Annotated in this window: 13 protein-coding genes; 7 read left to right on the plus strand and 6 right to left on the minus strand. The window is 44.4% G+C overall.

The annotated features are described in order from the left end of the window. Positions 1 to 151 precede the first annotated feature (151 nt). On the plus strand, positions 152 to 400 hold the full coding sequence (locus tag R8N47_RS06515; protein WP_005374593.1) for a hypothetical protein: 249 nt from the start codon (positions 152 to 154) through the stop codon (positions 398 to 400). Positions 401 to 692: 292 nt separating this feature from the next. Next, a complete protein-coding gene (locus R8N47_RS06520; RefSeq protein WP_005374595.1) occupies positions 693 to 1,169 on the plus strand; it encodes an Lrp/AsnC family transcriptional regulator in 477 nt (158 codons plus the stop codon). 102 nt (positions 1,170 to 1,271) lie between these two features. Here R8N47_RS06520 and R8N47_RS06525 read toward each other — a convergent pair whose 3' ends face one another. Further along, positions 1,272 to 1,979 (minus strand): DUF445 domain-containing protein, encoded by a 708-nt coding sequence (locus tag R8N47_RS06525; RefSeq protein ID WP_005392172.1) that lies wholly within the window; start codon positions 1,977 to 1,979, stop codon positions 1,272 to 1,274. 591 nt (positions 1,980 to 2,570) lie between these two features. Continuing rightward, positions 2,571 to 4,421: an ABC transporter ATP-binding protein gene (locus tag R8N47_RS06530; RefSeq protein ID WP_064355018.1), complete on the minus strand. Its 1,851-nt coding sequence runs from the start codon at positions 4,419 to 4,421 to the stop codon at positions 2,571 to 2,573. Between the two features lie 402 nt (positions 4,422 to 4,823). On the opposite strand from R8N47_RS06530, the gene R8N47_RS06535 reads away from it, so the two are divergent. After that, the gene (locus tag R8N47_RS06535; protein WP_033906610.1) at positions 4,824 to 5,825 is read left to right on the plus strand and encodes an arginine deiminase-related protein; all 1,002 of its coding nucleotides are present in this window, start codon (positions 4,824 to 4,826) and stop codon (positions 5,823 to 5,825) included. A 265-nt stretch (positions 5,826 to 6,090) separates the two neighbouring features. Further along, on the plus strand, positions 6,091 to 7,329 hold the full coding sequence (locus R8N47_RS06540) for a DEAD/DEAH box helicase (RefSeq protein ID WP_064355017.1): 1,239 nt from the start codon (positions 6,091 to 6,093) through the stop codon (positions 7,327 to 7,329). A 54-nt stretch (positions 7,330 to 7,383) separates the two neighbouring features. Here R8N47_RS06540 and R8N47_RS06545 read toward each other — a convergent pair whose 3' ends face one another. Continuing rightward, positions 7,384 to 8,088: an MOSC domain-containing protein gene (locus R8N47_RS06545; RefSeq protein ID WP_064355016.1), complete on the minus strand. Its 705-nt coding sequence runs from the start codon at positions 8,086 to 8,088 to the stop codon at positions 7,384 to 7,386. 111 nt (positions 8,089 to 8,199) lie between these two features. Here R8N47_RS06545 and R8N47_RS06550 point away from each other — a divergent pair, with 111 nt between their 5' ends. Both R8N47_RS06550 and R8N47_RS06555 read left to right on the plus strand, forming a co-directional pair. Further along, the gene (locus R8N47_RS06550) at positions 8,200 to 9,015 is read left to right on the plus strand and encodes an AraC family transcriptional regulator (protein WP_064355015.1); all 816 of its coding nucleotides are present in this window, start codon (positions 8,200 to 8,202) and stop codon (positions 9,013 to 9,015) included. A gap of 88 nt (positions 9,016 to 9,103) precedes the next feature. Beyond that, complete coding sequence (locus R8N47_RS06555; protein WP_064355014.1) at positions 9,104 to 10,096, plus strand: zinc-dependent alcohol dehydrogenase family protein; 993 nt, start codon at positions 9,104 to 9,106, stop codon at positions 10,094 to 10,096. 73 nt (positions 10,097 to 10,169) lie between these two features. Here the strand turns inward: R8N47_RS06555 and R8N47_RS06560 are convergent, their stop codons facing one another. From R8N47_RS06560 to R8N47_RS06570, 3 genes are all read right to left on the minus strand, one after another. Next, the gene (locus tag R8N47_RS06560) at positions 10,170 to 10,865 is read right to left on the minus strand and encodes a VC0807 family protein (protein WP_005383527.1); all 696 of its coding nucleotides are present in this window, start codon (positions 10,863 to 10,865) and stop codon (positions 10,170 to 10,172) included. 166 nt (positions 10,866 to 11,031) lie between these two features. Then, complete coding sequence (locus R8N47_RS06565) at positions 11,032 to 11,562, minus strand: sigma-70 family RNA polymerase sigma factor (protein ID WP_254901941.1); 531 nt, start codon at positions 11,560 to 11,562, stop codon at positions 11,032 to 11,034. Positions 11,563 to 11,681: 119 nt separating this feature from the next. Then, entirely contained in the window at positions 11,682 to 12,368 is a 687-nt protein-coding gene (locus R8N47_RS06570) for a DJ-1/PfpI family protein (protein WP_064355013.1), read from the minus strand. A gap of 126 nt (positions 12,369 to 12,494) precedes the next feature. Here R8N47_RS06570 and R8N47_RS06575 point away from each other — a divergent pair, with 126 nt between their 5' ends. Continuing rightward, entirely contained in the window at positions 12,495 to 13,451 is a 957-nt protein-coding gene (locus tag R8N47_RS06575; RefSeq protein WP_064355012.1) for a LysR family transcriptional regulator, read from the plus strand. The last annotated feature ends 120 nt before the right edge of the window (positions 13,452 to 13,571 follow it).

The raw sequence follows: 13,571 nt of genomic DNA on the forward strand, positions 1-13,571 counted from the left end.
TTGAGGTCTGACCAATGTCTCAGTTTTTTGATACTTTCGTTCAATTTTTTGAAGATAGGGCACAAAAAATTAAAGGAGCTTTTTAATTGTGGAATTATTTTGAACAAAATATGTCAATTGTCAGTAGGACGAAAAAGTAGGGAGAAGAGAAATGCCGGATATATATTGCGCAGCTTGTAGAAAATCAACGCAACATAAAGTGATTATGAAGCGTTGCGAGCCTCAGTCTGTTGACTCGTTAACAGGCAAAATGGTGAGTTTTACACAGCTGATGGCGAAATTTGTATCAGGTGAACATTATTACGAGATGGAGCCTCAATACTACTGCCGTTGTTGTAATCATCGTGCAATTGGAGAGGTTGTTCCACATCCTACACGGCATACATCGGCCGCACTCTAACTCTGAGTGATAGCCATGATTAATGGCTAAATAGGGCGGCGTTGCCCGAACGACATATCTATACAGGCGTGTCATGCGCTTTCAAATTTGCGACTCCACGGGAGCCGCTAGGTTGCTTTTTCTCTTCATATCACGGTTACTAAGTGAGCGGCAATAATCATAGCTCTTTCCCTCCTTCGTTGTTTTCTGGTTATTCTCTGCTGAATTTCACATGCTGTACATTTGATGGTTTGCAATTGTTTGAGCAACGATTAATGTGATGCTTTCTAAGTGGTTACAAGGAAGTGGGTTAATGAGTTATCAATTGGACCGGATTGATTTACATATTTTGAGAGTGCTTCATTCGAGAGGCAGAATTCCAGTTGTAGAACTAGCAAAGCTGATTAACTTAACGACTTCTCCATGTTCTGATCGTGTAAAGCGGCTAGAAAAAGAAGGGTATATCAATGGTTATCATGCGGAGTTGAATGCGGAAAAGTTGGGGCTGGATGTGCAAGTATTCATCCATATTCGTTTAGACCAAACCAGTTTTTCTATTTTTGAAAAGTTTGCGAAAGCGGTGGAATTGATGCCTGAAATTGAAGAGTGCTACTCGCTCTCTGGAGATTTCGATACCATGATAAAAGTTCGTGTTAAGAGCATGAAAGCGTATCAGGAGTTTATGTCGAGCAAGTTAGGCACGCTTCCGGGCGTGATTCAAACTCGTAGTGAAGTGGTCATAGAAGAACATAAAACGGGATTTGGTGTTAATCCCGAGCTCCTTGGTTAGGCGAGGCATGTGTTGAGCCTCCTTATTGAGCGTGACTTGGCGTATTATTTTTTCAAGATAAAAAAAGGAGCCGAAGCTCCTTTTTAATAAATCGGTGAGCGATTATGCCCCGATAAAGGTGCTGATAACGCCAATTAAACCACCAAAAACACCGCCCCAAACGACTAGCCAGCCAAGGTGTTCTTTAATCATTTTTTGCACCATTTCTTTGACCAGTGCGGGTGTTAATTCGCTCAAGCGCTGATCAATGATGCCTTCAATGTTCTGCTTTATCTCATCCATCATAGCAGGAGATTCGAACTGCTCTTTCAGTGCTTCTTTGATGTTATCGCTCTTGCTCAACTCAATAATGGATTCTTGCATCTTTTCGACGAAAGGCTGCCGCATAGGTTGTAATGCCTCCGCGCCGCCAAACATCGCTAGCATGCCGCCAAATTGAGAGCCTTCGATCACTTCTACCAAAGAGTCAAACGCTGGGTTTAAATCCACTTTCTCAATCACAGGTTGAAGATCGATGTTTACACCGCCCGCCATTTCTTTGTTCAAGAATCGATCGATGTTCGCTTCGGTAAAGAACTGCTCCATCATCAAGTTTTTGATAGCCAGTTTAAACTCTTCAAATCGCGCGGGGATCACGCCAGAACCGTATAATCCAGGCACTTTTTCAAACAGCATGTGGATGGCAAGCCAGTTAGTGATGGCGCCTGAGAACGCAAACAGCCCCGCATACCAAAGGTAGTCGTTTTGTAATTGATGACCTCCAGCCATCAAAGCGATAGCGAGGACATTCGTTAGCAAACTTTTGTTCATAGTGACCAGTTATATGTGAATATCGGAATAAATAAGTGGGCCTGATTCTATACCTAAGTCACATTGAGATGCTAGGTTTTGCCGTGATGAGTGACCGTGTTGCGAAGGGATAAAAATGGATGTACAGAAAAACAAAACCCGACAATTACTGTCGGGCCACTGCTTTTTCTTAGAAAAACTAAGATTCTATTTTTAATTTTAGATGCGGTAGATCTTACAACAAAGTTGGCATTTCCATCTTTCTGAGTAGCCGAATAGCTTGTCAGCCCAACTTGGTTTGAGTTGTACGATCTGCATTGAACCACATTTACACATAAGCTAATTACCTTATTGTTAATCTAATAACTAAGCCACCTATTGAGTATAGCTGCTTCTCAAAAAGTGAAATGACAAATGAAGACAGCTCAAAACTCTGTATTGTGTTCATTGCAATGGATACGCAACGAGGCGGTATATTAGCAGAAAAAATGTGAGCTTTATCATGGAGAATGTTTCATATATGAGAAACTATAATGGCTATATGAGTATAGGGTTATCAATAAAAATGAAAAACGGCGCTTCATGCGCCGTTTTTATTGGGTTTCTCGCTAATTAAGAAACGTGTTGATTTTCTAACTCTTCAGCGATAAATCCGCCAGTTTGATGGGCCCAAAGCTGGGCATAAATACCGTTGTTCGCGATGAGCTCTTGGTGAGAACCTTGTTCAACAATACTGCCTTTATCTAGCACGATGAGGCGATCCATTTGTGCGATGGTCGACAATCGGTGCGCAATCGCAATAACGGTTTTTCCTTGCATTAACTCATTCAAGCTTTCCTGAATGGCTGCTTCGACTTCTGAATCCAGAGCCGATGTCGCTTCATCCAGTACCAGCAATGGTGCATCTTTGAGTAGCACACGAGAAATCGCGATACGCTGACGCTGGCCGCCAGACAGTTTCACACCACGTTCACCAACTTGCGCATCGTATCCGACATTACCAAATGGGTCGGTCAGAGTTTCAATAAACTCATGGGCATGCGCTTGCTTAGTGGCTTTCAGCAAATCTTCTTCTGTCGCATCTGGGTTGCCATACAAAATATTGTCTCGAATCGAGCGGTGTAGCAGAGAAGTATCTTGGGTCACCATACCGATCTTTGAACGCAAAGAGTCTTGTGTAACTTCTGAGATGTTCTGTCCATCGATCTTAATGCTGCCGTCTTCGACATCGTGGAAACGAAGTAACAAGTTCACCAAAGTCGATTTTCCGGCGCCGGAGCGCCCAACCAAGCCGACTTTCTCTCCTGGTTTGATGTTGAGATCGAGATGGCTAATTACGCCTTTGTTCTCACCGTAATGGAAGCTGACGTTATCAAAGTGAATGCCTCCTTCAGTGACAACCAAGTCTTTTGCACCTGGTTTATCTTTAATATCAATAGGCTTAGAGAGCGTTTTCATTCCATCGACAACGGTTCCCATGTTTTCAAAGAGGGCGCCAACTTCCCACATTATCCACATCGACATACCGTTTACGCGCAATGCAAGACTAACAGCAATCGCAATCGCGCCAACGCTAATGGCACTATCCAACCACAGGTAAATCGATAAAGCAGCAACGGAAAATACCAAAATATAGTTTGAGATCTCTACAGCGACGTCGAAGCCGGTCACTAGGCGCATTTGACGATAGACCGTATTTAAAAATCCTTTCATGCCTTGCTCGGCATATTGGGTTTCGCGCTGGCTATGAGAAAACAGTTTGACGGTTTGAATATTGGTATAACTGTCGACGATGCGCCCTGTCATTGTCGAACGTGCATCGGCCTGCGCTGAAGCGACGTCTTTGAGCTTAGGGACAAAATAGATTTGGATAGCGATGTAAGCGAGCAGCCAGACGATCATTGGGATCATCAAACGCCAGTCTGCCGTCGCTAACATAATGATCATACTGGTGAAGTAAACCGTAACATAAACAAATACATCCATAGCTTTCATCACGGTTTCGCGCACAGCTAATGAGGTTTGCATGACTTTAGTTGCAACTCGGCCTGCAAAATCATCTTGATAGAAGTTTAAGCTTTGATTGAGCAAATACCGGTGTGCAAGCCAGCGGATAGACATTGGGTAGTTGCCCAATAATGTTTGGTGAACGAGCAACGAATACAAGATCACCAATATAGGCATGACAACCAGCAATAAGGCTCCGTAGAAAATCAAATCCGATTTGTTGTCTTGTAAGAACGTTTCTGGATTGCTGGTAGACAACCAATCAACCAATTGTCCCATGGCGCCAAACAACATTACCTCAACAACAGCCACAATTGTGGCCATCAAAGACATGATGATCAAAGGCTTTTCATAACCACGAGTGTAATAACGCAGAAAAGCGAACATCCCTGAAGGAGGCTGATCCGGTGTAGATTTGGGGAACGGCTCTGTAAAGCCTTCAAATCGTTTAAACATAACTCATCCTAAAGTTAAAACAGTGCCATTTGGGGTGGCTAAATCCATCGATTCACGCAGCTTTGGACGAAGCCGCGTGTATAAGGGTTTTTGGCTGCTCTCGAGAAAGCAGACGGATTGACGAGAGGGGCGAAAAAATAGTCTAACCGATTGTGTTTTAAATGTAACTAGTTGGTTATGGGTGTGGTTGTCTATGGTTCTGATTCTTATGATGAATTCTTATCATGTTCATCACGGTGCAATAAAAGCTTAAACCTGCAAAGTGACAATAAAATTTAGGGAAAAATGAACTTAATGCAGCAAAAATTACTTTTGGGCAATTAAATTAATTGTCAAAACAGCAAAACTGAAGTTAACAATAAATTTACAATCTCCTCATTCTAGTGATAAGGAATGTATTGGATGCTATTACACGAATCAGTGACCCAATTTGCTAATGGGAAAGAAGAAAGCACGCAAAGTGCTCAGCGCCAAACCGCAAACTGCGTAGTGATGGTGCCACCGAAAGAGTTTCGTTTTAATGAAGAAACCGCACAAGATAATGAGTTCCAACATAAAGTGTCACTCAGCCAAGAAGAAGTCTCACGTCGAGTAATGGCCGAGTTCGCGAGTATGGTTGCAACGCTGCGTCAAGAGGGCGTTCAAGTTGTTGAGTTTGATTATCCAACTTCAGATGTTGCGACGCCAGACGCGGTATTTCCAAACAATTGGTTTAGCACTACGCCAGATGGCACGTTGTACACCTTTCCAATGGCCTGTGAAAACCGTCAAAAAGAAGTACGTCCCGATGCGCTTGTAGCAGCACTAGCGCAAGCAGGGCGAGAAGTTCATCGACGCAGCAGTCTAACTGAATATCTTGACGAGCAAGCGTATTTAGAAAGCACGGGTGTGATGGTGTTTGACCACCTAAATAAAACGGTCTACGCCGCACTCTCACAACGTTGTGATCGTCTGGTTTTAGAAGATTACGCCGATCGTATTGGCTATGAACGAGTGATTTCTTTCCAAACTCGTTTGCCGTCTGGTGCGCCGATTTATCACACCAATGTGATGATGGCGGTTGGCGAACAGTTTTGCGTGATTTGTGACGAAGTGATCCCAGAATTTGAGCGTCGTTTTGTAATGAAGTCACTCGCCAAAGACAAGCAAGTCATCTCAATTTCGCTTGATCAGATGAACCAGTTCTGCGGTAACATTCTGCAACTGGAAACGATCAACGGCGACAAGGTGATTGCGATGTCGCAATCGGCGTACGATGCATTCTCACCTGCACAAAGAAAGCAATTGGCAACGCACGGTAAATTGCTGCCATTCGACGTTTCTACCATAGAATCTATTGGTGGTGGCTCGGTTCGTTGTATGTTGGGTGAGGTGTTCTTACCGAATCGTAAAGCTGTGCTTTAATAAACTGCACATTTCTTTTCAGCCGCAGTGAAAGGCTGACGAAGCGTTCTCTTCAAGGGTTTTTAGCCGTTAGCTCTGTGGCAGTACAGACTAACGGCTTTTTTGCGCTTTTTAGTTTTCTGACGATTTGCATAGGCGCCGCTTGGTTTAAGCGCCTAAAATAGGATGGTTCACCTAGCAGATTGTGGTAAAGTCCGCGCCTGCGTTTTACCGCATCTTCATTATTTTTATTGCTTCTTCAACCCAAAGTACAAGGTTTTCGTTAATGCCATTTTCTACTCTCTCATTGAGTTCTGAGCTGATTCACGCACTGCCAAAAGACTTCAAGAGACCGACCGATATTCAAGCGTTGGCCATTCCTGAGCTGTTGGCTGGTCAAGATCTATTGGCTTTGGCAAATACAGGCAGCGGCAAAACCCTTGCTTATGGTTTGCCTTTGTTGGAAAAGCTGAGTGTCAATCCAGAGCAAAAAGCGCTGATTCTTGTGCCAACGCGTGAGCTGGCAATGCAAGTGAGTGAAGCAATTAACCAAGTTGGTCAAGCTCTTGACCTCAACACAGTGTGTTTGTGTGGCGGCGTTGATAAAGAGCAACAACAGCAGGCGCTAGCGACAAATCCTCATATCCTTGTCGCGACGACAGGTCGTTTGGTTGATCTGGCAAACAACGGTTTAGACTTAAGCAATATCCATTACCTAGTGTTGGATGAAGCGGATCGTCTGTTGGATATGGGCTTTTGGCCTGACGTACAAAATATTGCGGGGCTTATTTCAAACCAGCGTCAAACCGCGATGTTCTCGGCAACGTTTTCAGATGAGTTGAAGGGTAAAGCGAAGCTGCTTATGCCGGCACCAAAGCAAGTTGCAGCGCATCAAGAAAACAGCACCAACCAAGATATTGCTGAAACGCTGTACCTCGTTAACAAAGGCAGTAAAACCAAGGCATTGATTGAACTGATTCAAAAAAACGCGTGGACTCAGGCATTAGTCTTTATTGGTGCGAAAGAGAACGCCGATGGCTTAGCGAAGAAGCTGAATAAAGCGGGCATCTCAACCAATGCGCTGCATGGCAATAAGAGTCAAGATGAGCGAGAAGAAGCACTGGCGCAGTTTAAATCTGGGCAAATTCAGGTGTTGATTGCCACCGATCTACTAGCGCGCGGCATTCACATTGAGCAATTGCCTGTAGTGATCAACTTTGAACTGCCAATGCATGCAGAAACCTATGTTCACCGGGTAGGACGCACCGCTCGCGCAGGCGAACAAGGTGTGGCGGTGTCATTGGTTTGTCATGGTGAAATGGACGCACTAAGCGCGATTCGTCACCTGACTCAACGTGCATTACCAGTGCAAGATATGGCAGGTTTTCCAGTAACGGATAAGCCATCAACTGGCGAGAGCAAACGCGCGCCACGTGATAAAAAAGCCAACCGTCGAACTCATGCTAAGAAGAGCATTAAGCAGTTTCAAGGTAAGTCGAAACGCCCAGCCCCGAGTGCGAAGTAAAACAAAAAACACGCTCTTGACGGCATAGTCGGTTCAGAGCGTGGCTTACAAATTTTACTTTTGAGTATTAACGGCAGTTGGGCCAATCAAGCGCATTTCCCAATCTTCGACTTCACCAGTTTCTAGACGGCGCTCGACCAGCTTGCCCCAAGACTCGACTAACGGCAGCTCAGACAGCTTAGTGAGTTCTTTTCTATCTAAACAGCCAGTGAAAACCGCGCCCATGATGCGAGCCAGTGGCCATTCTGGATAAGGTCTTTCGCACAGAATAATCTCGTCACCTGCACCGATATCGCCTTCTTCCAACACTCGGAAATACCAGCCTGTTCGAAGCGTATCTTGCAGTCTTCTCGCCATATCGTGTTGGTCAAAGCGTACGTTAAGTTTCCAACAAGGCATGCGACCTTGCGACACTTCCAGTAGTGTTGAGCCGATGCGAATTTTATCTTTCAAGCAAATCGTGGATTCGGTTACGCCTTCGGAGCTGATGTTTTCGCCAAAGCCGCCGGCGGATTGGAAAATGGTTCTTTCGCCTAATTCTTGTTGCCAGATTGGGTAGTGCTCGCTTGGGTAAATATGAAGCGCTTTTTGAATGCCACCATGAAAGCGCGGATCACCTTGCTCATCACTGATAAAACCGAGCTCTGTTGCATGCTGGCGCTCAGGCTGCACTTGTTTGTTGATTGCGCTTTGCGCTCCATGAGCATAAGGGACGGTTTTCCCTGCTAGCACAGCTTTTACGACGCCGATTTTCTTCATATAACCTCCTTATTATTTGAATGAGAGATAAAGTGTTTACCTTCATTCGCGATGCGGAGCATGATAGCCTAGTAAACTTGTGTCGGTATAGGGATGAAAAGACAACTAACAATGCTAACTCGCCAAATTGATTCGAAGTCAGGCGTCGTCACCTCCAATGAGATGATGGCCGCGAATTCCCATTCTCCTGTTTTAGTGAAAACCATCGACATGCCAAAAGGTTACATTGATGCGCTGCATCAACACACTTGGCATCAAATCATCTTTCCTATCAAAGGGTTATTGCAAACACAAACGGAGCATTATCAGCATTTGGTTCCGCACACCTCTGCGTTATTTGTTCCTGCGGGTGTTCAACACGAGTCGATTGCTCTAAGCAACACGATATTTGTTGGTATTTACCTCAACCCTGAGTTTGGCGCAACGTACGAGCCACAAGTGAGAACCATTGCTTTAACGTCGTTTTTAAATGAGCTTTTACAAGAGATCCGCAGACAGTGTGAAGGTGAGACAAGCCACGAAGAAGTGTTGCATTTGCTGGCGGTACTGCATGATCAAATTTTGAAACGCAACGTGCAGACATTTCAGTTATTGCTGCCACAAGACAGACGACTAAAACTGATTTTCGAGCGACTGACTGACGAGCCAGCGTTGAGCTGTTCGCTAAAAGAGTGGGGGGAGAAAATTGGGGCATCGGAGCGTACTTTATCACGGTTGTTCGCCAAGGAATTCAACACTTCATTTCTGCTTTGGCGGCAACAAATTCGGCTAATTTACTCGCTTTCTTTGTTAGATGAATCGTTGTCAATCCAAGCCATTGCAGACCTAGTGGGTTATCAAAACGACTCATCCTACATCAAAGCATTTAAAGCCTATTTTGATATGACGCCACAACAGTTTAGAGTGAACGGCGTATCGCGCAGGTAGAAATACAGAGCTTCGACTTCACTTAATGTTTTTGAGTAGAAGTTACGAAACTTTCTTTTTGAATTTCAATTACATGGTATGAATAACAATGGCACCAACGATAAATACTCGAGTGAATCAATTCTGTTTTGGTCAACCCAAAACATCGCTGTCGTTGGAAAAAGAGCCCCTCAATCCGCTTGCTCAGGGCAAGGTTCGGGTGAGACTAGAAGCTACAAACATTAACCCAAGTGACTTGCTTTCCATTCATGGTGTTGGGCAATACCGCCGCGTTCACGTACCACCTCGCGTGCCGGGGTTTGAAGCGGTTGGGCGTGTGGTGGAAGTCAGTGCAGTTGGTCAAACTGACCTTCAAGTTGGGCAAAAGGTGTTGGTGGCGATGAGTGGTACTTGGCAATACTACATAGATGCCTCGCCCGAGAATCTTTTTCCGCTACCTGAAAGTTTGGATAACGGCTATGCCTGCCAGTTGTACATCAACGCGCTAACCGCGTGGGTGATCACTACTAAAGTGGCTAAGTTGAACAAAAGTGATGTGGTGATCATCAATGCGGCAGGGTCAGCGATCGGTAAGATATTTGCCCAGCTCGCCCATTCACTGGGTTTTGCACTGATTGCTGTGACCTCAAAGCGAGACGAGTATCCGTACGATACCATTCCAGTGTTGGACGCGAAGAAAGACTTACAAGCGCAGCTGCAAACGCGCCAACTGCCACAACCAACGGTCGCTCTGGACGCGATAGGTGGTGAGGCTGGCACGGATCTTATTCGTACCTTGAAAGAAAACGGCCAATACATCAACTACGGAACATTGTCGTTAACGCCTTATACGCCTGAGTTTTTTGAATCGATGAAGGCCAACAACATCGACTTTAGTACATTCTTTTTGCGGTATTGGGAAGAATCGGTAGGTAAAGGCGGGAGAAAGACGGTGTTCGCTGAAATGTTAGAACATTTTATTAGCAGCGACATAAAGTTAAACGTTGCATATTATCTGCCGTTAGAGGACTTTCAAACAGCGATTGAAATGGTTGAGCGACGCTCGTCAGCAGTGTCAGGAAAAATCATTTTGACGCTGTGAATTACAGTGAGCCTGTTGAGAAAAGGGAGGATAAAATCCTCCCTTTTTTATGGGTTTACTTGTAATGATTGGGCTATTTTAGATGGAAGATTTGCTCTGTTTCGAGCGATGTCATCGCACGTACTTGACGCCAAATGTAATAAAAAATACCGAACATCATCAACATACTTGGGATGGCAATCATTGGGTAACTGTACAGCGTCATTTTCCCTAACTCTTCGTTAAAGGCAGCAGTACCAGAAGGGCTAGTCACAATCCAAGTCGCAAGGAAGTAGTTCATTGCAGATGAGAACGCAAAAGTACTTGCAAACAGGTAGTTAGAAGACATAAGGCAACGTTCGAACGCATCGGTTTTACCATTTTCTTTTAAACGTTGGTTAATCAACGCGAGATTCAACACTGTGTCATTCAGTACTAACTTCTGCATCAGTGGGTAGCGGGTAAACGTTGAACCCAAAACCGCTAAACCGATCAGGCCAGGAATCAGGGCTTCTTTTAGTGCTAACCAGCGTGTATCAAGCTCTAACAAGCCGATGCCACCAGTTAGTAGAACACTGATAAAGCCCAGAGCAGAAATAAAGTTAAATTTCTTGTTACGGACAAGGTCCATACCGCCATAAATGATAGGAAATAGCAAAGCGACAACCAGCGCCATTGCTGTCCCTAGATGCTCATCGCCACTAAACTTCATCAAAATGAAGGAAGGGATAAATACGTTGAAAAGGATTTCAAATAAGGGATTCGGCTTTTTCGCCGTCGTGTTACTCATAATGTTTTACTGACTCTACTCTATGTCGGCTGTTATTGTACTTTGACAAGAAGTGTTCATCTAGTCGCGCTTGATGTAAAGCGTTAAAGCGTCGAGTTGTGTAACGACTTATGAACTAGACCGGAGCATAGCCAGTTAGTTTACATGGTTGACTACTTTTTGTGTCTTAATGACTTTCCTTCTGTGCGATGATCTGATTACGCGCTCTGAATAATCGAGTCGCCACTGTGTTGTGGTTGAGCCTCAAGGCTTGGGCAATTTCATCATGATTCAACCCAGCCACTAAGCTCAAGAGCAACGGTTCTCGGTATTTGGGTTCGAGAATCATCATTTGTTTTTGAAGCCAATCTTGGGCCATGTCGTAGTCACTGCCAGGGTAGGTTTTTGTCTGTATTGCACACTCATCAATGTCGACAAAATCGTACTGTTTTCTATCAAAGCGCCGAGCATTCTCACGACGCAAAATAGTAATGAGCCAAGACTTCGCGGCGTTGGGGTCATTTAATTTATCAAAGAATCGCCACGCTTTCAGAAAGGTTTCTTGCGCTAAATCTTGAGCAAGGTGGTGATCTTTGCATAACCAATACGCGAGACGGTAGATCTCTTGGTATCGCTCTTTCGTCAGTGCTTCGTAACGTTTACGTTTTTCCATAGCATTAAGATAAAAAGTTTGGAGAGCACGTTGTGTCTGCCAGATGAACGACAACCCTTTTATCGCTTTTACAGTGATAAAAAGGGTTGTTCGATTAGGAAGATAAATTCGAAGAGTTAACCTTCGAAATATCGAAGGGTGGCTCTGATTACTTTCTTACACGCTTAAAATGGTTGGTTGGAAAAACGTGAGTACTGGATGGCATCTGCGACTTCCTGAGCTTTAGACTCTGAAGTCATAAGGTGAAGTAGCTTAAGAGCAGCTTGATAGCTAACTAGGCTACCGTTCGAAGTGATAACGCCATCATCAATGACAAAATTCTGGTCGACTTGTACTTTGACTGCTGGGTAATCTCTTTGAAAGCCGTTTTCACCTCCGGCCCAAGTTGTTGCTTTTTTGCCGTTTAAAAGGCCAGCTTCGGCTAACAAATACGCGCCAGAGCAATTACTTGCCATCCAATCTGCCGCCTTTGAGGTAGTTTTAATAAAGTGAATGAGATCTTTATTTTCGATTAGTGCATCCATGTCATAGCTGGATGTTAAAACCAGTACGTCGAGTTCCGGCAGATCACCAATCCAAGCATCCACACCAATTTTTAATCCTTCTTCAGTGGTGATGGTTTTCTGATCGGAGACGGAAATGGTGAGCACGTCATAATCGCTAAACCAAGTGAGACGACTTGCGACGCCAAAAACCTCTAAAGGCGCAGTAACATCAGAGGTCAGTACGCCATCGTAAACTAGAATACCAATTCGTTTATCTTCGGCATGTGCTGTTTGAAGCACCCCAAAGAATAGGACTAGTGTTGCTATCAATAGTTGTAGTGCATTCTTCAATCCGTTTTTACCCATGGTTTTTTCCTCGCTAACAGAGCATCAAGTTATTGAGGTTCATTATATTTAGGCTAATTAGTGATTGAAGAGCCACTTGGTCTTTACTAAAGTGAATAAAATTCATGAATAGAGTTCATTGGTTATATGGATAAGATACGGTCCCTACGATTTTTTATTGCCACTTTAGATGGCGGTAGTTTTGCTGCGGCTGCCAAAGTGTATGGCACTGACCCTTCGACCGTGAGCAAAGCCATACATCGTCTCGAAAGCGATTTGGGTATACAGCTTTTTCAACGTTCTACGCGACAGAGCCGCCTGACAGAAGCTGGTCGTCGGTACGCAAATACTGCTAGGTTTGTACTGGAAGAGCTGGCGGCATGTGAGGATTCATTAAAAAGTCACAATGATGCACTTTCAGGGCAGCTTAAGATTAATGTGCCTGTCTCGTACGGTCGCCTCTATATTCGTCCTTTGTTAAAAGAGTTTTGCCGCCGCTACCCTAACATCACTATCGATATTCATTACGATGACGCCTACGTTGATATTATTGAGCAAGGTATTGATGTGTCGATTCGCTCTGGTGTCGTTCACGATAGTCAATTGATTGTGCGTCAGCTCAGCCCTATCGATTTTATCATTTGTGCCAGTCAGGATTACTTAGCGCGCCATGGTGTTCCGAGTAGCCCGGATGTATTCAATGACCATTCTTGGGTTCGTTTTCGTTTTAAACAAACGGGGAAACTGTTGCCGATTCGGATGCCAGAACCAGACGGTGCGAGTGAATATGACCCCGAAAGAAACTATATTGTAAATGACGGTGAATCCATGGCAGAGCTTTGCGCAGAAGGCTTAGGATTAACTCAGATTCCTCATTTTATCGCGAGAGACTGGCTTAAAGCGGGGCGTTTAGTGCCGATATTTCCGAGCATGCGCCAAGCAGGAAATGGCGTGTATCTTCTCTATGCCAACCGGGAATATGTGCCTGCACGAGTTAGGGTGTTCATCGATTTTATCACTCAAGCAATACAGGATATGGATGAAACGCCATTCCATACTTGGGCTGAAACGTTGCCGATTTATCGACCGAACCAAGGTGATTGAAAACTTCATGTGAGTCTTTGGTTAAAAACCCCTAAGCTATATGGTGCTTTTATTGGTTTTTGTTAGTTTATTGGGCGTTATTGTCGAAAAGCGCAGCTTGCTCTTCGTCACTCATAAAGG

This window comes from Vibrio sp. 2132-1, assembly GCF_033344315.1.

Bases quoted from the DNA above. Each gene is read 5' to 3' on its own strand.
- R8N47_RS06560 (WP_005383527.1), bottom strand. From the start codon at position 10,865: ATGAGTAACACGACGGCGAAAAAGCCGAATCCCTTATTTGAAATCCTT.
- R8N47_RS06535 (WP_033906610.1), top strand. From the start codon at position 4,824: ATGCTATTACACGAATCAGTGACCCAATTTGCTAATGGGAAAGAAGAA.
- R8N47_RS06550 (WP_064355015.1), top strand. From the start codon at position 8,200: ATGCTAACTCGCCAAATTGATTCGAAGTCAGGCGTCGTCACCTCCAAT.
- R8N47_RS06525 (WP_005392172.1), bottom strand. From the start codon at position 1,979: ATGAACAAAAGTTTGCTAACGAATGTCCTCGCTATCGCTTTGATGGCT.
- R8N47_RS06545 (WP_064355016.1), bottom strand. From the start codon at position 8,088: ATGAAGAAAATCGGCGTCGTAAAAGCTGTGCTAGCAGGGAAAACCGTC.
- R8N47_RS06555 (WP_064355014.1), top strand. From the start codon at position 9,104: ATGGCACCAACGATAAATACTCGAGTGAATCAATTCTGTTTTGGTCAA.
- R8N47_RS06520 (WP_005374595.1), top strand. From the start codon at position 693: ATGAGTTATCAATTGGACCGGATTGATTTACATATTTTGAGAGTGCTT.
- R8N47_RS06570 (WP_064355013.1), bottom strand. From the start codon at position 12,368: ATGGGTAAAAACGGATTGAAGAATGCACTACAACTATTGATAGCAACA.
- R8N47_RS06530 (WP_064355018.1), bottom strand. From the start codon at position 4,421: ATGTTTAAACGATTTGAAGGCTTTACAGAGCCGTTCCCCAAATCTACA.
- R8N47_RS06575 (WP_064355012.1), top strand. From the start codon at position 12,495: ATGGATAAGATACGGTCCCTACGATTTTTTATTGCCACTTTAGATGGC.
- R8N47_RS06540 (WP_064355017.1), top strand. From the start codon at position 6,091: ATGCCATTTTCTACTCTCTCATTGAGTTCTGAGCTGATTCACGCACTG.
- R8N47_RS06515 (WP_005374593.1), top strand. From the start codon at position 152: ATGCCGGATATATATTGCGCAGCTTGTAGAAAATCAACGCAACATAAA.